The organism is Kutzneria sp. 744 (assembly GCF_000568255.1).
In the GTDB taxonomy this organism is placed as follows: Bacteria; Actinomycetota; Actinomycetes; order Mycobacteriales; family Pseudonocardiaceae; genus Kutzneria.
The window spans coordinates 4532776-4553797 of sequence record NZ_KK037166.1; the positions used below are offsets into that span (position 1 = coordinate 4532776).

The following is a 21022-nucleotide window of genomic DNA, read 5'->3' on the forward strand; positions in this document are numbered from 1 at the left end:
GCGGCGCGCGCTGGCCGAATGTCGTCAGCGTCGCCGTCTGGCCCTGTATGCAGCCTTTCCTTACCCCGAGCCGGCTCCGGTAACTTGTCCGAATCTGAGCCAGTGCGTCTGGCGGCCAACTTGTCCGAATCTGAGCCAGTGCGTCTGGCGGCCAACTTGTCCGAATCTGAGCCAGTGCGTCTGGCGGCCAAGACGGGGTGGGCTGATGTCCGAGGGGTTAGACATACGCATCCTGGGACCGGTGGAAGTGGCCGGACCCGACGGCCAGGTCGACTTGCGTGGAAGGGGACAGCGCACCCTCGTCGCCCGGCTCGCGCTGCAACCCGGGACCACGATTTCCCAGGACGCGCTCATCAAGGCCCTGTGGCCACAGGCTCCACCGCCGACCGCGGTCAAGACCCTGCACAGCCACATGGCCCGGCTCCGCCACCAACTGCGGCAGGCAGGCGTCACCGATGTCATCGCGACCCGGGATCCTGGCTACGTGCTGCTGGCCGAACCGGACGAGGTGGACGCCACCCGGTTCGAGAACCTGGCCGCGGCGGGGCGCAGCGCAGTGGCCATGGGGCAGAGCGAGCTGTCATCGCGTCTGCTCCGAGCAGGACTCACGCTGTGGCGCGGCGAGCCGCTGACCGATTGCCGACAGGGCGAATGGGCCCGCGCCGCGGCTGTCCGGCTCGGCGAGATCCGGCTCGCCGCCTCGGAGGACCTGATCAGTGCCCGGCTCGCGCTCGGCGAACACATCACCGCCGTCGGCGAACTGGAGTCGCTGGTCACCCAGCACCCGTTTCGGGAACGCCTGTGGGAGCTGCTGATCCTCGCCCTGTACCGATCCGGGCGGCAGGCCGACGCGCTTGCCGCCTTCCACCGTGCGCGCACCGCCCTGGTTGACGAACTCGGTATCGAGCCGGGCAGGCAGCTGCGCCGGTTGGAAGTCGCCGTCCTGGCCGCGGACCCCACGCTGGACCTGTCGGCGACGCCGATCGTGCCGGTCGCCGATCCGTCGCTCGCCGACCGTTTCAGGCGCCCCCTACCAGTGCCCCTGACCCGACTCGTCGATCGGGCGGCGGACATGGCGAGAACACGGTGGCTGCTGGACCAGCGGCGCCTGGTCACGCTGACCGGTCCGGGCGGATGCGGCAAGACGCGGTTGGCCATCGCCGTGGCCTCCGGGTACGAGACAGGCGGGCTCGGCTTCGTGGACCTGACGCCACTGAACGAACCCGCCCTCGTGCCGCAGTCCGTCGCCGATGCATTCCGCCTGCCCGAACGCGCGGGTCGCAGTGTGCTCGACACTCTGGTCGACCATGTCCGCGATCGGACGATGCTGTTGGTCCTGGACAACTGCGAACACCTCGTCAAGGCCTGCGCGCAACTCGTCCGCGCACTGCTGTCCGCCTGCCCGGCGCTGCACGTACTGGCCACCAGCCGCGAGCCACTGCACGTGCCCGGCGAATCGGTCTACACCCTGCGGCCCCTGCCCACGCCTGATCCCGACGCCACGTATTCCTACGAAGATCTGGCCTCCTACGACGCGATCCACCTGTTCGTCGACCGGGCTCAGGAGGCCGGCGCCCACATCGAGAAGGACGCCGCCACGGCACAGGCGCTGGTCACGATCTGCGCGAGTCTGGACGGCCTGCCACTGGCCATCGAACTGGCGGCGGCACGCACGGCGGCGCTCCCGGTGTCCCAGATCGCCGAGCACCTGCGCGACCGGTTCCTCGCGCTGTGCTCCGGCGGCCACGGCGCCCGCCCGCAGCATCGAGCCCTGCACGCGACCATCAAGTGGAGTTACGACCTGCTCACGCCCGACGAACAGGCCCTGTTCCGGAGCCTGGCGGTGTTCGCCGGGAGTTTCGAACTTCCCGCCGTGGAGGCGCTGTGGCCGCACGACGACGCGGTGGACCTGTTGGGCAGGCTGGTCGAGAAGTCGTTGGTCACCAAGGAACCCGACACCGCGCGCTATCGGCTGCTGGACACGATCCGTCACTTCGCGGCCGAGCAGATCACTCGTGAGGAACGCGCGCAGGCTCGGCGTCTGCATGCCGAGTACCACTTGAGGCTGGCCGAGCGGGCGGAGGGGCAACTGTGCGGCGCGGGCGCGGTGCAATGGCTGAAGCGGCTCGCCGCCGAGCACGAGAACCTTCGCGCCGCGGTGACATGGACCCTCACGCAGTCCGACCCGACCCTGGCGCTGCGGTTGACCAGCGCGCTGATCCGCTACTGCCGGCTGCGGGGCCACTACCAGGACTGCCGCGACTGGCTGACGGCAGCGCTGGAGCGCGACGGACGGGCGCCTGCGACGTTGCGCGCCAAGGCGTTCGCCGGCGCGGCGGCCGTCACGTTCCTCCAGTGTGACTACGACCCCGCCGTGCTGCTGGCCGAGCAGAGCCTGATCCTGTACGAGTCGGGCGGCGACCAGCGGGGCCTCGCGTTCGTTCGCTCGCTGCTCGGCTCGATCTGCCGGGAACAGGGCGACTACCCGCGCGCGCTCGACTACCACCAGTCGGCCCTGCGGAACTTCCAGGCCCTTGACGACGAGCACGGCATCGCGCTCGCCCTGCACTTGTGTGCCTTCACGGCTTGGCTGCGGGGCGATCTCGTCTCGGCCGAGCGGTGGGCGTACGAGAGCCTGCGACATTCCCGGAAGCTGGGCGACGCCGAGTCGACGTCCAGCGCGCTCAAGAACCTGGGCGCCGTGGCACACTACCGCAGCGACAGCAAGCTGGCGCGTCGGCTGTTGCTCGAAGCCCACGCGATCTCCGAGCGGACCGGGTGCCGGGAAGGCATCGCCTGGGCGCTCAACCTGCTCGGTCTCGTCCACCACGCCACCGGGTCGGCCGAGGCCGAACCGTTGCTCGAACGGAGCCTCGCCGTGCACCGGGAGCTGGGCGACCGGTGGCGCACGGCCAGCGTGCTGGAGGCCCTGGCCGCGATCGCCTGCGACCGGTCGGAGTGGCCCCGTGCCGCCCACCTGCTGAACGAGGCCACCGAGATCCGAGGGACACTGGGCATCCCCGTCCCGCCCTGCGAGTGCCCCCTCCTGCGACGCACGCAGGCCGCGCTCAGCGCGGCGCAGGTGGCACGGCCGCGTGAGCGCGACGGCTGATCTCGGCGGCCTTGTCGGGCCTCCCGCCCACTCGTCGGCCGATCAGCCTCCCGGTTCGATGGGGCGCATCATCTCGTTGTCCTCGTGATCCAGTATGTGGCAGTGCACGACGTAGCGGCCCGGGATGTCGAACCGCGCGTCGATTCTGGTGATCTCGTTCGGGTAGGCGATCACCGTGTCCTTGACCCCGGTCTCCCCTCCGTCCGGGCCACGGCCGGGAGACCCGCCCGCGAGCGGTTGGCGGCCGGTGACGCGGAACTGCACCTGATGCAGGTGGATCGGATGCGCCTCCCCAGTGAAGTTGGCCAGCTCCCAGGTCTCGGTGGTCCGCAGCGCGGGCGTTTCCGTGACAGCGTCCGCCCAGGACAGCGGTGTGGGCGTCCCGTCGGCGGCCACCGTGCCGATCCGGTACGACACCGCGGCCTTCGGCGCCGAGGTGGAGTTGCCCTCGGTCAGCGAGATCCGCCACGTGCGCCGGGACGGACCGAGTGGCGGCAGCCGGGGCAGGGACAACTGGGCCGGGGGCACACTGGTGTCGCGTGTGGACAGTGGGGTGACGACGAACTTCATCACCTGCCCCGTCGTCGCCGGATCGGCCGGGGTCAGGCCCTTGCCGGGAGAACCGCCAACGAACGGCCCGTCGGGCCCTTCGTTGATGAGGAAGAGTTCGGTTCCGACCGCCACAGAGGTGAAGTCGACGATGACATCGACGCGTTCTGCCGTCGTGCACAGCAACTGGTCGGTTTCCACCGGACGGCTCAGGAATCCGCCGTCTGCGCCTATCTGCCACCACGACAGCGCCGCCGGCGCGGGCCTGGCGGCCAGCGGATTGGCGACGATCTTGAGCATCAGGGTGCGCGCGTTGCACGCGTTGAGCAACCGGAACCGGTAGCGTCGCGGTTCGACGGGCAGGACCGGCCAGGTGCGGCCGTTGACGACCATCGTGTTGCCGAACGAATCCGGGTTCCAGATCGGCGGAACGTCGCTTGCCGGGATGAAGGGTCCGGTCGGCGGGGTGTCCCCGGTGAACGCCCGGCTCGCGGGGAAGAAGATCGAGCCGTCACGGTTGAAGGAACGGTCCTGAACCACAAGGGGGATCTCGTGGTATCGGATTCCGGCACGGTCGCCGCGCCCCGGCGCGGGGCCGGGGAGCACGCCCGGAGGCAGGTCGCGCGCGCCGCCCCTGAGCAGGTAGTACCCCGCCAGGCCGGCGTGGACGTTCAGCCGTGACATGCCGAGCGTGTGGTCATGGAACCACAGCGTTCCCGCGGACTGGTCGTTGGCGTACTGGTACACGGCGGTGCCCGGCGACCACTCGGCGCCGAACCTGTCCGCGGCCACGGCGCGGTACCGGTCGTGGTAGGACCCTGTCGTCGCGTAACCGACGGGAATGTCCCAGGCGACCGGGAGGTACCAGGCTTCGGGATAGCCGTCGCTCTCCTCGGTGACGTGCGCACCGTGCAGGTGGGTCACGATGGGCACCGGCCCGGTGTAGGGACCGGGGGTCGAGGGGAACACCGGCCGTGAGTCCCGTCCCTGCCGGCCACCGGATGGATTCGCCCAGTGCAGAGTCGGGTCGACCGGGAACAGGTGCGGCAGGAATCGGCCGCTCGCGTCGACGAGCTGGTTCGCCCACATCACACGGACAGGACGACCCACCTGCGCCTCGATGGTGAACGCCGGACTGTGGAACGTCGCGGGATTCCGAGGCGATCCGTAGCCCCAGACAACGGTCTTGGGCATGGTGGAGGGCAGAACCTGTTGGGAGAACTGCCGAACACCGATCATGTAGTAGTCGACGCCGCCGTACGACGACCACATCGGCATCGCGGGCAACGCCTCTAGTCGCGTCACGTACTTCGGGATTGTCCCGGGATCCAGGGTGCTGTCGACAACCGTGGTGAAGCTGCCTTGAGTGGTGAGAACGCGCGAGGTCAGCGGCATTGACACCGCAGTACGCAGTAATGCGCGCCGACTTAATCCGTTGGCGAATATTCGATTTTCGGGCATTGGCCTTCCTGGTGCGCACCGTTAGACGATCGAGCCTGGATGGAGCGAGATCGAGCACAGTGGAACAAACGAGCCTTGCGCCGGAGTGGATCAATGATCACCCTCCATGGAGGTTAGCGACACCGTCCGGCACATTGAAGGGAATTCACCCTTCTAAGTGACCCCGCATTGCTGTTTTTCCTGCTGACGGTTTCGCCGCCCGCGCGCCGGCACGCGTGGCGCACCCCACCCGGTCCGTGTCCGCGACGGTCCGCCGCGGACCGCCCGTCACCCGACGGCGAGACGGCCCCGACGTCGTCGTTGTTGCGGCACGAACGACCCCACCGCCAGTCCGCGTAGACACGACAGTCGGCCGACGGCGCACTCAGTGCCTGTTTCCGAGCTTGACGTGGGTACGGGCCTGGGTAACGAGACAAGGGAACTCCTGGTAGATCGGACATTGTCGAAGCGCCGTTCCACCAGGAGTTCCGTTGCTATCGTGCCCGATGCCCGCGGGCGATGCCACCGCGGGTGCCCCGTGCTGCCGGCCAACAGCTGGCCGAGACCCACCAGCCCACACGACGTCAGCGTCGCTACCCGTCAGATGTCACCGACGCGCAGTGGGCACTGCTGGACCCGCTCCTGCCGGACCCGGCATGGCTTGCGGGTCGAGGCGGGCGCCAGGAGAAACACTGCCGCCGGGTCATCGTGGACGCGATCGTGTACCTGGTGGACAACGGCATCAAATGGCGGGCGCTGCCCGCGGACTTCCCGCCCTGGCCGACGGTCTACAAGCGGTTCGCGATCTGGGAGAAGGCCGGTGCCACGCAACGGATCCTTGACGGACTGCGGGACCGCGCCCGGCTGGCCGGGGGCCGGGCGGCGGCGCCGTCGGCGGCGGTGATCGACTCGCAGTCGGTCCGCGCGGCCGCCACAGTCGGACGGGCCACGCGGGGGTGGGATGCGGGCAAGAAAGTCAACGGCCGCAAGCGGCCCATCGTGGTCGACACCGTCGGCTTTCTACTGGCGGTGCTGGTGACCCCGGCCTCGATCCAGGACCGAGTCGCCGCCCGCGCGCTGCTGTTGCGTCTGCGCACCACGGTCGGCGACCGCCTGCGGTTGGTGTGGGCCGACGGTGGCTACACCGGCACGTTGGTGGACTGGGCGCGTCGCACCCTCGGAGTGGTGGTGGCGATTGTCAAACGTCCGGACCTGCCCCGTTTCACGGTGCTGCCGCGCCGTTGGGTGGTGGAGCGGACGCTGTCGTGGATCGTCGGCCACCGCCGCTGTGTCCGTGACTACGAACGACTTCCTCACCATCACGAGGCGATGGTCCGTTGGGCCATGATCCGCATCACCAGTCGCCGGCTGACGCAGACCCTATAGATCGGAAACAGGCACTCAGATTCACCAAACACGGAATTCATTATCACGACCAATTCGCGACAGTGGCGAACTGTGGCCAAAAAGTATCAATTCGCGCGCGGAGATTGTGGCGAAGCTGGTCGAGTTTTACACTGACAGAGTTCAGCGACGTGACGCTTGAACGGGGGTGGCCACAGACAAGAGTGTGCGTGAGCGAGCGAAGTTTACCGCGAACGCTAATTGCCGAAGGTCACGAGTCGCAGACACTCCAACAGTCGACGCGTCCCCATTTCGCGTGCGGGCGGAGGAGTATCCACCTGATCGGTTGTCAACCCGGTTTCCTCGAGGGGGTCGCGGTGTCGAACGTGCAGCACGGGGTGACAGGTGTCGCCGACGGGACAACAAAGAAGGTAACCATCATCGGGGCAGGGGTGGCAGGCCTGGTGGCGGCGTACGAGCTGGAGAAACGCGGGCACCTTGTCGAGATCATGGAGGGAAGCAACCGTATCGGCGGCAGGATCTACACACACCGATTTCATTCGGGGCCGGACGCGCCACTCATCGAACTCGGTGCCATGCGCATTCCCGTCAAACACAGACGCACGATGCAGTATGTCACCAAGCTCGGCTTGGCCGACAAGGTGCGCACCTTCAACACGCTGTTCTCGGACACCGATTCCTACTGCACGACCAGCGCCGGTCACACGCGCGTCCGCGATGCCGCGAAAATGCTGACGACGGACTTCTTGCGAAGTCTGCCCGACGGGAGGTACAGCGACGACACCATCCTATTCGGCGCGTGGCTGACGGCGATCGGCGACGCCATCGCCCCGTCCGACTTCCGCGACAGTCTGCGCGACGACTTCAGGCTCGAACTGCTGGAGCTGATCAATCAGTTCGACCTGAGCCCGTTCCTGCGCGGCGACAACAGGGATCGGGTCGACATTCACGCCTTCTTCGCGGTCCACCCGGAGGTCCGGATGAGCAACAACGGGCGTCTCAACCGGTTCCTGGACGACATCCTCAGCGAGACGGGCCCCGATCTCGTCCGCCTCGGCGGAGGGATGGACCAGATCGTCCGACGGCTGGCCGGGCGGATCCGCGGCCCCATCAGCTGCGGCCAGGAGGTGGTGGGCATCGACTCGTGCGACGACCATGTCACGGTCGCCGTCCGGGACGGCGACCACATCCTCGCCCGGCGCTGCGACTACGTCCTGTGCACCATCCCGTTCTCCGTGTTGGGCCGGCTGCGGTTGACCGGGCTCAGCGAAGACAAGATGGCCGTGATCCACGACGCGAAGTACTGGTCGGCCACGAAGGTCGCCTTTCACTGCCGGGAGCCGTTCTGGGAGAGCGACGGGATCTCCGGTGGCGCGTCGTTCTGCGGCGGCAGCCTGAGACAGACCTACTACTGCCCCGTCGAAGGGGATCCGGCGGGCGGCGCGGCGCTGCTGGCCAGCTACACGATCGGCGCCGACGCCGACGCGCTCGGCTGCCTGCCCGCCAACGTCCGGCACGCGCTCGTCCTCCAGGAACTGAGCAAGATGCATCCCGAACTGCTGCACCCGGGCATGGTCCTGGACGCCGTGAGCCTGACCTGGGGACAGCACTGGTGGAGCGAGGGAGCCGCCTGCGTCCGCTGGGGAAAGGACACCCGCGCCTGTGAGCGGGAACGGCGACGGGCCACAAGTCCCGAACGCCGCCTGTTCTTCGCCGGGGAGCACTGCTCGTCGACCACGGCGTGGATCGAGGGAGCGATCGAATCGGCGGTCAGGGCAGTGCACGAGATCCACTTCGACCAGCCCCGAAGGCTCGTGCCCGTCGGCGTTCCGCGTCTGGAGGTGATGACCGGATGAGCGTGTTCGACACACCGCGCCTGCACTTCTCGGGCACGGCGAAGACGGGGCTGCCCACCGGGACACGCAACGGCCTGATCGACATGGCCACCAACGAGGCGCTCACGGAGTACGGACCGTTTCCCGTGCACCGACCGGCCCGGGAGTACCACGACTACCTGCACCGCCTCGGACCGCGTTTCGACGCGTCCGGCCACATCCGCGACGACGGCGTGTTCAGCGCGGCGAAGGGGTGGAACTTCGGTGGAAACGGCCACTTCTCGATCGACGCTCGGATCGCCAGCTGCGAGGTCGCGCCGGCCGACGTCGACGTCACGGACCCGGTGGTGGGACGCAGCGTCGACATGTGGGGTCACTACAACCCCTATCTGGCCACCACGGTCAACCGAGCCCGGATCTTCGATGTCGACCCGTCCTCGAACTGGACCACCAGCCTGATGGTCGGCCAGTTCTGCTTCGGTCGCGCGGGGCGCTCCCACGAGGTCGGCTACATGCTCACCGGCGAGGTGCGCGGGATCCATCCGCCGCGATGGCACAACTTCGACCACGTCCTCGACGTCGGCGGCCACTGCCTGGCGTCACAACTCAAGCAGTCCACTCTCTACCAGTTCGTGGTCGAGTCCGGCGACGGGCTGAGATGGCTGGACGAGGCGTCGGTCTCGCCGGTGGTCACCGTCCTGCGCACCATTGTGGCGTCCGGCGCGGCCGACGGCCTGGTGGTTCAGTTCGCTCTCAGCGACATGTCAGCGCCTCAGGAGCCGGACTCGCCCGGCCACTGGGCGCTGCGCGGGACGATCGCGCCGTGGCGGAAGTCGGAGCCGCGCACGTATCCGGCGGGACGCCTGCTCATCCCGCGACGGGCGGGACTGGGCAACATGACCGTCGACGTGACGCCGGACCACGTCACGCTGAACATGATCAATTCGGTGCCGGCGACCGGCCGGGCCGACGACAGCGGTGCCGGTCCCACCCACCGGCTCGGTCCACTGCTCGACATGGGCGACTGGGAGTTGCGCACCGTCAGCGGCCATCAGCTCCTCGCCCGCGTGCCGGCCGCGGCTTACCTCGCCGACGCCGCGCTCACCAGCGGCGTGCTGACGGTTCCCGCTCAGGCGCCGTCCTCGGCCGACGAGCACGCGCTGTGCGTGGTGGGCACGGACCCGTCCGGTGCCCGTGCGGTGCTGCTGCTGGAGCGGGAGACCAACGTGCAAGCCGACGACGCCAGCCTCATCCTCGACCACCCCGGGGACGGCGGAGGCGATGTCGAGGTGCAGATCCTGTCCGTCGTGCGCGGCCGCCCGCATGCCGTCGAGGCGATCCACGTGCGGCAGTTCTTCAACCCCAGGGCACTTCCCCGGGATCCCTTCGCCACGTCGCCGGAGGCGCTGCCCGGGGACATCGAGATCATGCGCCTGCGTCCCGGTCGGGCGGACGAGCCAGGAGACTTCTCCGGCAGCTGCGTCGTCAGCACCGACGACGAGGGCCGCGGCTGGCTGACGGTCCGAGGTGCTCGCGCCGGAGCCGCCCGGGTGCTGCTCTCGGCCCATGCCGAGGAATCACCGTGCGACGCGACCCGGCCAGGATCCGCCAAGGCCTGCTACGACAACGACGACCTGCTCGGCTACTGGGCCGGTGCGGGGTCACTGGCCGTGCGGGTGCTCCCCGATGACCGGCGTCTCGACGACATAGCCCAGGAAGACGTGACGTACGACCTGGTGTATCGCGAGGTGTTCGCGTTCTATGAGTTGACGAGCTCCTTCATGAGCTCCGAGGTGTTCAGCCTCGCGGACCGGTTCATGGCGCGCACGTATGCCGACCTGATCTGGCAGATGTGCGATCCGCGCACCAGGATGAAGACCTACCACATGCCGCCGACACGGGACATCTCCGCGCCCAAGGCGCGGCTGCTGCTGCGCTTCCTCCGTGCCTGCCGCGCGGTCGAGAGCGTGCCCACGTTCGTCGCGACGGCCGGGCCGGCAAGGAAGGCGATCACCACCCGCGGTGAGCTCGTCCACGCCCTGCGGGACGCCGCGACGCTCGAGCTCGCCGTGATGGCGCAGTACCTCTACGCGGCATTCTCGATACCGACGCACGCGGCCGGCGCGGAGCACGTGCGTCGCGGCCAGTGGTCGCGCGGGCAGTTGAGGCTCGCCTGCGGCGACGGTGGCCAGACGGGCGACGGCGGCATGCGGGGCAGCCTGCTCACCGTGGCCCGCGAGGAGATGATCCACTTCCTCGCCGTCAACAACATCATCATGGCGATCGGGGAGCCGTTCCACGTGCCGCTGATCGACTTCGGCGCGCTCAACCACCAGCTGCCGATTCCGCTGGACCTGTCGCTGGAGCCCCTGGGCGTCGGCAGTGTCGCGAGGTTCATCGCCATCGAGCAGCCGGCTCGACTCGTCGACGAGGTCGGCCGGCGCGGATCCGCCTCGCCCGAGTCCGATGTGGACGAACGCTACGGCTCGGTGAGCGAGCTCTACGCCGACATCCGGAAAGGTCTGTGCCGCGTCCCGGACCTGTTCCTCGCGGACAAGGGCCGGGGCGGCGGGGAACACCACCTCTTCCTGCGCAGGGCGGTCAACGACGTCCATCCCGACTACCAGCTCGAAGTCGACGACCTCGCAAGCGCCCTGTTCGCGGTCGACGTCGTCACCGAGCAGGGCGAGGGAAACGTGCTTGCCAGGATCGGCCCCGCCACCGGGGAGAAGTCGCACTTCGAAACCTTCCTGCGGATGTACGAGTGCCTCACGGCCGAGCAACTGGCCGGACCACCCGGGCGGTCGGCGCCGTGGACCCCGGCGTACCCCGCACTGCGCAACCCGACCCTGCTCGCGGGGGACGCGGCGAAGGAGTTGGTCACCGACCCCGCCGCCGCGGAGGTCATGCGGCTGTTCGATCGGGCCTATTTCATGGCGCTCCAGTTGATGGTCCAGCACTTCGGCGAGTCCCCGGACGCAAGCCTGCGCCGTTCCGGGTTGATGAACCGGGCGATCGACGTCATGACCTGCATCATGCGGCCGCTGGGTGAACTGCTGACCACCATGCCGTCCGGGCGACGGGGACGAACCGCGGGGCCGTCGTTCGAACTGGAGTCCGTGCCCGGGTACGTGTCCCGGCCGGACGCGGCGCGGCGCGGTTTCTCGCTGCGCTTCCGCCACCTCGCGGCGGCTGCCCGCACGTGTTCCGCCGTCCCCGCCGACGTGACCGAAACGCTGGGCTTCCTGGCCGACTTCTTCGGTCCGCACACCATGAATGACGAGTGAGCGCCATGACACAGCGAAATCCACCCCCCTTCGATCCCCTGCGTTGGCCGGCCGAGGACGTCGCCAACCCGTACCCGATCTACCGCCACTACCGGGAGAACGACCCGGTCCATCGGGCTGGCACGAGCCCCGACGGGCGGGCGAGGTGGTTCGTCTTCCGCCACGACGACGTCACACGTGTGCTGTCGCACCCGCGCTACGGACACCACGCCACCCGCTTGCTGGCCAGCATCCCGCCAGAGTGCGAATCCCTGTGGCGGCTGATCGGCAACTGGCTGGTTTTCATGGATCCGCCGCGACACGGCCAACTGCGGTCCCTGATCGCCGGCAGTTTCTCGGCGCGCGTCGTGGCCGGAATGCGTTCCCGTATGGCGGAGATCGCGCGCGATCTGATCGCGGACATCGGGCAGCGGCCCACTCTCGACCTGATGGACGATTTCGCCGCTCCGCTTCCAGTACTGGTGATCTCGGAGCTGCTGGGTGTCCACCAGGGCAGCCTAAACTGGCTTCGCGAGCGTGCCGTGTCGTTGCAGGAGGCCAGTTCCGGGCGGGCCCGCGACTACCGGCGAGCGGAGAACGCGGCGGCCGAGCTCACCGACTTCTTCCGGTGGGAGGCACGGCGCAGGCGGTACGATCCCGATGACGACGTGATCACGGCGCTGGTCAAGGCCGGGGAGTGCGGGTCGCTGACGGAGGACGAGATCACCGCGACGTGCGTGCATCTGCTCACCGCCGGACACGAGACGACAACGAACCTCATCGGCAAATCGGTGCTGGCACTGCTCAGGAATCCGGGTGTGCTCGACGAGTTGCGCGCCGATCCGAAAGTCCTGAAGTCCACTGTGGACGAACTGATCCGGTACGACTGCCCCGTCCAGATGGTGACGCGCTCGGCATGCCGGGACGACGTGCTTCGCGGGCGTGACATCCGGGAGGGCGACACCGTCGTGCTGGTGCTCGGTTCGGCCAACCGTGATCCGCTGGTCTTCTCGGAGCCCGACGAGGTCCGGCCGCGCGGGCGTTCGATTCGCCACTGTGGATTCGGCGGCGGTGTCCACCACTGCCTGGGGTCCGCGCTGGCGCGTGCGGAGGCCGAGATCGCGATCGCCGTGCTCTTCGAGTGCCTGCCGGGGCTTCGCCTGACCGACAAGCCGGTTCAATTCGCCGAGGACATGGTCTTCCACGGCCCACGGCACCTAGTCCTCGGCACCTGTGGAGGGAGTAATGATGCATGACACGCACGAACGCGAGGACCACGCCTACCGGCTCATCCAGCTGGCCGAGGGGTTCGGTCCGGCTCGGGCCGTGCAGCTCACCGCCGAGCTCGGGGTGGCGGACCTGCTCGCCGGCGGGCCGCGAGGGGTGGCGGATCTCGCCGCCGCGGTCCCGGCCAACTCCGACGCCCTGTACCGACTGCTTCGCACGCTCGCCAGCATCGAGGTGTTCGTCGAGGTCGAGCCGGGCTGGTTCGGACTGGCCCCGATGGGCGAGCGGTTGCGCGCTGACCATCCGCAGTCGCTGCGTTCCTGGGTGATCTTCCAGGGGTTGCTCAACACCATCTACGCCAACGCCGCGGACAGCATCCGGACGGGCGACGCCACCACCGCGAACGTCTTCGGCGAGCCGCTGTTCCAGCACCTGCGCAACCATCCCGAGCACCGCGCGCTCTTCAATGCCGCGATGGCCGAGCAGAGCCGCGTGACCGGTGAGGCGCTCGCCGGCTACTACGACTTCTCCAGGGCTCGCCAGATCGTCGACGTCGGCGGCGGGGCCGGCACCTTCCTCAGCGCGGTCCTGCGCGCCAATCCCGAACTGACCGCCGTGATCTACGACCAGCCGTACCTCGCCGACGATGCCGAGAGGCAGGTGACCGCCGCCGGGCTCGCCGACCGCTGTGCCTTCATGGCGGGCGACTTCCTCGAGACGGTTCCGGCCGGCGCCGATCTGTATCTGATGAAGGGAATCCTGCACAACTGGTCCGATGAGCACGCCCGCGCCATCCTCGCCAACTGCCGCCGGGCGATGGACGCACACGGCCGGCTGCTGCTCGTCGACTGGGTGGTGCCCACCGGCAACGCGCCGCATCCCAGCAAGTTCCTCGACCTGGCGATGCTGTTCGTCTACGGCGGGCGCGAACGCACCGAGGCCGAACACGCCTGGCTGCTCGCCGAGGCCGGACTGAGGCTGGCCCGTGTCGTCGGCCCGCCCTCGATGTTGAACGTGCTCGAAGTCGTTCCGGTCTGACCGGAACGGCCGGTGGTGGGGAGGTCTGGCATGGACGACGTCGTGGACGTGCTGGTGATCGGCGCGGGACCGGTCGGACTGACCATGGCGATAGCCTTGCGGCGCCTGCTGCTGCGCGTGCGGATCGTGGACCAGGCGGCGGGCCCGAATCACGAGGCCAGGGCCGACGTTATCTTTCCCCGAGCCGGCGAGGCGCTCGGCGCCCTCGGCGTGGGCGAGACGATCCGGCGACATGCCTACGAGATGCGGAGCGTGAACTTCTACGGCAACGGGCGACAGCTTGGCTGCTTCACGGCCGGGCGGTTCGACTCGGACTACCCGTACGCGATGACGATCGAGCAGCACGACATCGAGCTGCTGCTCACCGAGGAGTTGAGCGGACTCGGCGTCGACGTCGAATGGCGGACCGAGGCAATCGATGTGCGCCAGCGAGACGACCACGTCCTCACGACGCTGCGACTGTCCAACGGCGTCATCCAGCTGGCGCCGGCGGCGTGGGTGGTCGCCTGCGACGGTCGCCGCAGCACGGTCCGGACCCGGCTGGGCATCGGCTTCGACGGGAAGCGCCGCACGAACATGCAGGTGGTCCAGGGCAACGCGGTGCCGGCATGGGCGCTGCGCGACCGGCCGGGCCACGGCTACATCTTCCTCGGTTCCCGATGCACGGTGCTCGCCTTTCCCACCCCCGGCCAGGGGTATCGGATCTTCTGCATCCGGGACGACCCCGAACCGGACCGCACGGAGCCGCCGACACTGGATGAACTGCGCGACCTGGTCGGGACCGCCGCCGGCATCCCGCACCTGCGACTCGGCCCGACGGAGTCCGGCTGGCTGAGCCGGGCTCGCTTCTCCGACCGAATCGCCACCGAGTTCCGCCGCGGCAGGGTGTTTCTCGCCGGCGACGCGGCTCACGCGTGGGCGCCCGTCGGCGGGCACGGGATGAACATCGGCATGCTCGGCGCGCACAATCTGGCCTGGAAGCTCGCCGCCGTGCACCACCGGCAGGCGAGCGACACCCTGCTCGACTCCTACGACGTCGAGCAACGAGCCATCGCCCGTGCGGTGATCCGCGACATGAAGTTCAACATCACGGAGATCCTGCTGCCGGAGCCCCTGCACCGACTGCGAAACGTCTTCCTCCGCGCCGCCCTGCCGTGGTCCGGCTTCCAGCGACGGGTGGAGTGGTTGATGAGCGACTTCGGCAGGGGCCATCGCGACAGCCCTCTGTCGCGACAGGAATCCCGACGCATTGGGTGCCTGTGCCGTGCGGGCGATCGAATCCCCGACATCTTCGTCGCGCGCGGCGCTGGCGAGCAGCCCATACGACTGCACCAGCTGCTGGGATACGACCGATGGACGTTGCTGCTGACTGTCGCCCGAGCGGAGCCCGCCATTGTCCGACGGCTCCAGCAGGCGTGCGCCGGCTACGCGGCGGCGATCGACATCGTGCCGATCGCCGCCATGGACCGGTCTTCCGCGCGCCACCTGACCAGCGTCCACCACGTCACGCTCGTCCGACCGGACGGGCACGTCGGACTGGTCGCACCACTGGACCGCCTCGACGCGCTGCGCGACTACCTGGCCACGTTCCTCGTCCCGCGCGATCCCGGATCAGATCGCGCCGTTCGGTGACATCGTCGCCCGGACGCGGGAGGCGACCTGCTCGTCGCCGGTGTGCTGTCACGGGTTCTCCTCCGCGCCGTGCGGCGCGGGAGGAGGGATAGGAGCCAGGGTGTGTCTCGTGGATCACCGCCATCATCCCCGGGACACGCCCCGGCGCCGGACGACCCGATCGGATGGACGGACACAACTGTTCCCTCGTACCGGCCCATCGGACAGTAATGTCCTGCCTGCGGAAGAAATCGAGCAATCCCCGGCAACATTGTCCAACCGGACCGGACATACTCTTTCAGTGCCGGAGCCAGTGCTCTTGTCCCATTCTGCCAACAGATCGCGGATCGAGTACCATCGGTTCCGCGGTGGTGCCGAGTCGTCGTCGCCGGCGATAGTCTCCCTCCCCGCGTCGAATCTGCAGTGCGCGTCGTACAGCGTTCCCGTCAGACGCGGGACCGTTATCCGCCACGTCGGGAGCCCGTCACTCGGCTGGTCCGCATGGTCGGCTGGTGCCGGCGGCGAACCGCGCCCGGCACCGGTTGGTCGTGGGCGGCGCGCCGCACGGGAGAGGTGTGATGGAGTCAGGCTTTCTGCACCAGGGCTGCATCTACGGAAGCGATGCGGAATTCCTGTCGATGGCGGTCCCGTTCGTGCGAGACGGCCTGTGCCGGGGCGAACCGGTGCTGGTCACCACGACGGCGGCGAACCTGGACCTGTTACAGGACGTGCTGGGCACGCAGGCGAGTGACGTCGACTACGCCGAATCTGCGTACTTCGGCCGCCGACCACCGCAACGAGCCACGGCGTTCCAGCGCTATTGGGCACGCCACCGGCCGACCGCGCCGGGCGGCGCCGTGCGCATTCTCGCCGAGCCGGTCTGGGTCGGCAGGTCCCGGCGCGAGGTGGCCGCGTGGAAGCGAATGGAGGCGGGCCTGAACGTGGTGCTCGCCGACACCACGATCAGAATGATCTGTCCCTACGACACCAGGGTCGTCGATGCCGCGATCATCGAGGATGCCCGCCGCACTCATCCCGAGGTCGTTGCCGGCCGCCGGGCCGAGCCCTGCTCACAGTTCGTCGCCCCCGAGGAGTTCGCGAGGCGGCAGGCGCAGCCGAAGTCCTGGTGGGGCGACGCCGACGGCGCCCGGTTCGACGGTGACCTGACCGCGACCCGCCGGCACGTGCTCGACGAGGCCACGCAGCTGCTGCCGTCGGAGGACAGCGTGACGATGTTCTCCATCGCGGTCGGAGAGGCGATGACGTACCTGCACAGGCGGGACATCGCCCGGGTGACGGCGTGGGTGCGGCTGGCGGCCGGGCGGGTGGTGTGCACGGTGCGCAGCGACCAGCCCCTCGCCGACCTCCACCCGTTCGTCGGTTTCCGCACGCCGGCGCTGCGTGAGCAGACCGGCGACGGTCTGTGGCTGACCAACCAGATCTGCGAATGGCTCGACATCAGCTCCGACGACTCCGGGTTCACCATCGAGCTGGCCGTGCCGGGCCCGCGCGCCGAGGAGGCGAACCACGTCTGCTGAGCTTGTCCAACGACGTTTTGTGGATCACATTGTCGGCGACGCGCGATCCCGTAGCCCGAATATGGCCGGCCATTCGACGACAATGACGCACAATGGACACGCCGCGGCAAGCGGCTGAGCCTCGTTCAACCGAACGGAACCTCTCCGAACCGCTCACGAATGCGGCGCAGCTCACGCAACCGAGGCTCGGTTTCTCCACCGATCCAGCGACTCACCGTCTTCACCGAGACATCCAACTGGCCTGCGGCGACATCCCGGGAAATCCCCTCCCTGCGCAGCGCGTCGGCCAGCCAAACGGCGAAATCCGTGAGGGCTTGCGCCGGCGGTCGCAGCGCCGCGAGCTCCTGGACAACGGGCGCGCACAGGCGACCGCCGACCACGTCGACCATGTCGATCTCGATGTGGCTGGAGTACTTCCTGCAGCAGATCTGCACCGCGCCGGTCGTGCCGGCCGCCGCGAGCAGGCCTGGAACACCGTCTTGGTCACCGTGCTGCTGTCGGCCTCGGCGAGCGCCACGTCCACGAGACACCGACGGAGGAAGTCCCGGACTTCCGGCACGGAAGAGGGCCGCGCCCGAAAAACCTTCGTGGTCACCACTCTTCTCGGGACCGACCCGTCGGATCACTCAATCGGACCACCTTCCCCATCACCTTGGTCATTTCTGTCCCACCAGCTGGTCACCGTTGGCGGATGCCGTGGACAGTACCGTCCATCCGTCGCTAATTCTGGCGTACGCTTGTAGCCGTCGCGAGCCGGGTCTAACGCGGCATCAGTCCGCGATCGGCGGAGATGAGTTTCGGTCGAGATTTCCTCCCGCCAAGGATATCACGTTGTCAATTGTGAACGACACGGCCGCGGGGAGGTGCGTATTGATGATCATGGGCGAACCGGGCAACGACTCGGCCGAATCTGGTGCGACGACACACTCCTATGGATGAATGGCGGATTGAGCTGTGACGGCGACTCGGTCGCGCTGACCGCGGCGACCCAGCCCAGCATCGAGGAGATCCTCCTCGGCGGTCTTCCCGGGCTGCCGGAGGTTGCCATGCACTGGCCGCTGCTCGACTTCCAGTGCGGTCCGGACCAGGGTCCGGACAACGTCATCGAGTGGTGGCACCGTGCCGACCGCGGCGAGCTGGAACCCTTCATCCTGGCGGTCGAGGGTTCCGTGCCGGACGAGTCGATCAAGTCCGACGGCTACTGGACCGGCTTCGGCAACAACCCGGACACCGGCCAGCCGATGACCGCCAACAAGTGGCTGGACCGGCTGGCGCCCAAGGCCTGGGCCGTGCTGGCTGTCGGGACGTGCGCGGCATACGGCGGGATCCACGCGATGGCCGGCAACCCGACCGGCGCCATGGGGGTGCCCGACTACCTGGGCTGGGGCTGGAAGTCCAAGGCGGGCATCCCGATCGTATGCGTGCCCGGCTGCCCCGTTCAGCCCGACAACCTGTCCCGAGACCATCCTGTACATGCTCTACCACGCCGTCGGCCGCGCGCCCGCGATCGCACTCGACGACGCACTTCGCCCCAGGTGGTTGTTCGAGGCGACGGTGCACGAGGGTTGTGACCGCGCCGGCTACTACGACCAGGACGACTACGCCCACGAACACGGATCCACCCAAGTGTCTGGTCAAACTGGGCTGCTGGGGCCAGGTGGTCAAGTGCAACGTGGCCAAGCGCGGCTGGCTCAACGGCATCGGCGGCTGCCCCAACGTGGGCGGCATCTGCATCGGCTGCACCATGCCCGGCTTCCCCGACCAGTTCATGCCGTTCATGGAGGACCCCGCCGGCGGCGCACCGTCCGCGGCGATAACCGTGCCCGGCACCACGATCCGCATTCCGCGGGACATCGCGGCGACGGCCGCGGACGAGAAGCACTCGATCCGCCGCCGCGGCGCGACGCCGGATGGCGTCCCCCCGGCCGAACCGTCATGACCCCGGCGGCGGCTCGTCGACGTCAGGTGGTCGGCACGACATCGAGTTCTGGCGTGAACAGAAGATGACCGTTGTCGATTCCGGTCAGCGATCGCGAATGCGGCGCCGACGCCAGCGGGGACCACTCGGGTCGCGCTGTACGCGGGGACCACCGATGAGCCGGCTGAGCACCGCCGGGTGGCCGGACCATGCCGCGAAGAGAACGTCGCGCGCAACCCGGCGGCTGACATAACGCAGCGCGACGACAAGCACGATGACATTGTCCAGCAGCCCGATCACGGGGACGAAATCCGGGATCACGTTGATCCCTGAGAGCGTGTACAGGCCGGCGAACGTCAGCACGTATTTGGCCCTGCGCGGCACCCGCGGATCCCGCCGCAGTCTCAGCGCGGCCAGCACGCAGCACGGCACGAAACGCGCGATCTCCTTCGCCAGCCCTGGTGGCAGAAACCGGGCCACCAGGGCCAGCGCCAGCCACGACGCACCGAGCACGACCACGGTGACGACTATTCCGAGAAGCCATCCCACCATAGCGACCACGACACCGAATTCCGAATAGACGGGATCCACTCAGCATAGCTCACGAATGCTCGGAACACACAGTCGGGCATATTGTGGCCAGTGGCATGTAATGGCCAGCCGGCGCGAAGGCTAGCCGGCCATCGCAACCTTCGACGAGAAGGCCCTCGCGAAGATCACCTGCGCCACGCGGACAGCAATGATCTCAAGGAGAAGCACTGCCGCCTTCGCGACGACAACAGCAAGGAAGTCGGCCATCGAATTTTCCTCTCATACATCCGATCCGTCAGGTCAAATGTCTGAAGAATAGGATGCCCTGCTGTACTGGCGTGGCGTCGCACCTTGCCAGCAGGTTAAGAGAAGGTTATCCGGCGGCCTCGATCTCGCGCCTGTCCGCCGGGCGCGGCGACCGCCGGGCCCGGCTGACCAGAGTGGCCGTCACCGACGTGCCGACGGCGATGGCCCAGCCGTGCGGCCACAGGGGGCGAGAGCCGAAGAAGTGGCTGACCCCCGGTGTCTGCACGATCGCCGCCAACCCGGCGAACGACAGGACGGTGGCCCCGAGCACGAGCCGGTCCCGGCGGCCGGCCGCGAGTGTCTGGCCGAGTTGCGCGCCCACCAGCGCGACCAGCGCCACCGTGTTGGCCTGGTTGCGGGTGCCGGTGAAGCGGCCGAGCAGCCACGCCGCACTGGTGGCCGCCGTGGTGATGGTGGCGCGGCGGCGGATGTCGCGGTTGAGCGACGGTCCCAGCGAGGCGTCCGGCCCCTCCGCGAGCAGCACCTCAGCGGTGGCGCCGGGCGGAGGCCGGACGGCGATCGCCATGGCGGGCAACACGTCCGTCAGCACGTTGATCAACAGTAGCTGGCGGGCGTTGAGCGTCTCCGCCGCGCTGATCAGGCCCGTGCCGACGGTGAAGGCGATCTCGCTGAGGTTGCCCCCGAGCGGAATGGCCACCGCGTCACGGACCGACGCCCACATCGCGCGGCCCTCGACGACGGCGGCCGTGATCGTCTCGATCCGGTCGTCGGTGATCACGACGTCCGCGGCGTGCCGCGCCGCCGGCGTGGCGTTGCGGCCCAGTGCCATGCCGACATCGGCCAACCGGATGGCCGGTGCGTCGTTCGCCCCGTCACCGGTGACGGCGACGACCCGGCCCGCGGTGCGCAGCACCCGGACGATGCGGGCCTTCTGGGCCGGGCTCACCCTGGCGAACACGGCGATGTTCGGCAGCTGGTGGGCGAGTTCCTCGTCGGCAACGGCGTCCAGTTCCACGCCGGTCATGATCCGATCGCCGTTGACCACGTTGAGTTCCGTCCCGATGGCCTCCGCGGTGCCGGGGTGGTCGCCGGTGATCATGACCACCCGCACGCCCGCCTGCCGCAGCTGCCCGACCGCGTGCACGGCGGTCGGCCGGACCGGATCCGCCAGTGCGAGCAGACCGACCAGGCACAGGCCGCGCACCCGGTCGTCGTCGAGTCCGTCGCTGCCCGATGCGGCGTGTTCGGCAACGGCGAGCACCCGGTACCCGCGGCTGGCCAGCCGCGTCACCTCCCGGCTGAACCGGCGGTGGGCCACGTCGTCG

Annotated in this window: 13 protein-coding genes and 1 pseudogene; 9 read left to right on the forward strand and 5 right to left on the reverse strand. The window is 68.6% G+C overall.

Going from position 1 to position 21022, the window contains the following annotated elements; all coding sequences use genetic code 11:
• Window positions 1–205 precede the first annotated feature (205 nt).
• Window positions 206–3112, forward strand: coding sequence for an AfsR/SARP family transcriptional regulator (locus tag KUTG_RS20335; protein ID WP_084579570.1), 2907 nt, complete (start codon window positions 206–208; stop codon window positions 3110–3112).
• Window positions 3113–3154: 42 nt separating this feature from the next.
• Here the strand turns inward: KUTG_RS20335 and KUTG_RS20340 are convergent, their stop codons facing one another.
• A complete protein-coding gene (locus KUTG_RS20340) occupies window positions 3155–5056 on the reverse strand; it encodes a multicopper oxidase family protein (RefSeq protein WP_052395053.1) in 1902 nt (633 codons plus the stop codon).
• A gap of 564 nt (window positions 5057–5620) precedes the next feature.
• Between KUTG_RS20340 and KUTG_RS20345 the strand changes: the two genes are divergently transcribed.
• The 7 genes from KUTG_RS20345 (at window position 5621) to KUTG_RS20375 (ending at window position 16981) form a co-directional block, all read left to right on the forward strand.
• Window positions 5621–6487, forward strand: coding sequence for an IS5 family transposase (locus tag KUTG_RS20345; protein WP_232240874.1), 867 nt, complete (start codon window positions 5621–5623; stop codon window positions 6485–6487).
• Window positions 6488–6591: 104 nt separating this feature from the next.
• Window positions 6592–8322 carry a flavin monoamine oxidase family protein gene (locus tag KUTG_RS20350; protein WP_198047241.1) on the forward strand — a complete coding sequence of 577 codons (1731 nt, stop codon included), beginning with the start codon at window positions 6592–6594 and terminating at the stop codon, window positions 8320–8322.
• The gene (locus KUTG_RS20355; RefSeq protein WP_043718828.1) at window positions 8319–11588 is read left to right on the forward strand and encodes a ferritin-like domain-containing protein; all 3270 of its coding nucleotides are present in this window, start codon (window positions 8319–8321) and stop codon (window positions 11586–11588) included. The genes KUTG_RS20350 and KUTG_RS20355 overlap by 4 nt, the downstream gene beginning before the upstream one ends.
• Before the next feature lie 5 nt (window positions 11589–11593).
• Window positions 11594–12823 (forward strand): cytochrome P450, encoded by a 1230-nt coding sequence (locus KUTG_RS20360; RefSeq protein WP_063753736.1) that lies wholly within the window; start codon window positions 11594–11596, stop codon window positions 12821–12823.
• Complete coding sequence (locus KUTG_RS20365) at window positions 12816–13832, forward strand: methyltransferase (protein ID WP_063753737.1); 1017 nt, start codon at window positions 12816–12818, stop codon at window positions 13830–13832. Before KUTG_RS20360 ends, KUTG_RS20365 begins: the two co-directional genes overlap by 8 nt.
• A 30-nt stretch (window positions 13833–13862) precedes the next feature.
• Window positions 13863–15464: an FAD-dependent monooxygenase gene (locus KUTG_RS20370; RefSeq protein WP_052395059.1), complete on the forward strand. Its 1602-nt coding sequence runs from the start codon at window positions 13863–13865 to the stop codon at window positions 15462–15464.
• A gap of 557 nt (window positions 15465–16021) precedes the next feature.
• On the forward strand, window positions 16022–16981 hold the full coding sequence (locus KUTG_RS20375; protein WP_052395060.1) for an MEDS domain-containing protein: 960 nt from the start codon (window positions 16022–16024) through the stop codon (window positions 16979–16981).
• 125 nt (window positions 16982–17106) lie between these two features.
• Here the strand turns inward: KUTG_RS20375 and KUTG_RS20380 are convergent, their stop codons facing one another.
• Complete coding sequence (locus tag KUTG_RS20380) at window positions 17107–17415, reverse strand: helix-turn-helix domain-containing protein (RefSeq protein ID WP_052395062.1); 309 nt, start codon at window positions 17413–17415, stop codon at window positions 17107–17109.
• 501 nt (window positions 17416–17916) lie between these two features.
• Here KUTG_RS20380 and KUTG_RS20385 point away from each other — a divergent pair.
• A pseudogene (locus KUTG_RS20385) lies at window positions 17917–18920 on the forward strand (hydrogenase expression protein HypE).
• Window positions 18921–19004: 84 nt separating this feature from the next.
• Here the strand turns inward: KUTG_RS20385 and KUTG_RS20390 are convergent.
• From KUTG_RS20390 to KUTG_RS61475, 3 genes are all read right to left on the reverse strand, one after another.
• Window positions 19005–19490 (reverse strand): YkvA family protein, encoded by a 486-nt coding sequence (locus KUTG_RS20390; RefSeq protein WP_232240875.1) that lies wholly within the window; start codon window positions 19488–19490, stop codon window positions 19005–19007.
• An 81-nt stretch (window positions 19491–19571) separates the two neighbouring features.
• Window positions 19572–19697, reverse strand: a complete 126-nt coding sequence (locus tag KUTG_RS65255) for a hypothetical protein (protein WP_255360888.1) — start codon at window positions 19695–19697, stop codon at window positions 19572–19574.
• 106 nt (window positions 19698–19803) lie between these two features.
• The coding region (locus KUTG_RS61475; RefSeq protein ID WP_198047242.1) for an HAD-IC family P-type ATPase at window positions 19804–21022 on the reverse strand (1219 nt) is incomplete at its 5' end.

Coding starts and splice junctions, on each gene's coding strand:
- KUTG_RS20335 (WP_084579570.1), top strand. CDS start 206: ATGTCCGAGGGGTTAGACATACGCATCCTGGGACCGGTGGAAGTGGCC.
- KUTG_RS20340 (WP_052395053.1), bottom strand. CDS start 5,056: ATGCCGCTGACCTCGCGCGTTCTCACCACTCAAGGCAGCTTCACCACG.
- KUTG_RS20345 (WP_232240874.1), top strand. CDS start 5,621: ATGCCACCGCGGGTGCCCCGTGCTGCCGGCCAACAGCTGGCCGAGACC.
- KUTG_RS20355 (WP_043718828.1), top strand. CDS start 8,319: ATGAGCGTGTTCGACACACCGCGCCTGCACTTCTCGGGCACGGCGAAG.
- KUTG_RS20360 (WP_063753736.1), top strand. CDS start 11,594: ATGACACAGCGAAATCCACCCCCCTTCGATCCCCTGCGTTGGCCGGCC.
- KUTG_RS20365 (WP_063753737.1), top strand. CDS start 12,816: ATGCATGACACGCACGAACGCGAGGACCACGCCTACCGGCTCATCCAG.
- KUTG_RS20370 (WP_052395059.1), top strand. CDS start 13,863: ATGGACGACGTCGTGGACGTGCTGGTGATCGGCGCGGGACCGGTCGGA.
- KUTG_RS20375 (WP_052395060.1), top strand. CDS start 16,022: ATGGAGTCAGGCTTTCTGCACCAGGGCTGCATCTACGGAAGCGATGCG.
- KUTG_RS65255 (WP_255360888.1), bottom strand. CDS start 19,697: ATGGCCGACTTCCTTGCTGTTGTCGTCGCGAAGGCGGCAGTGCTTCTC.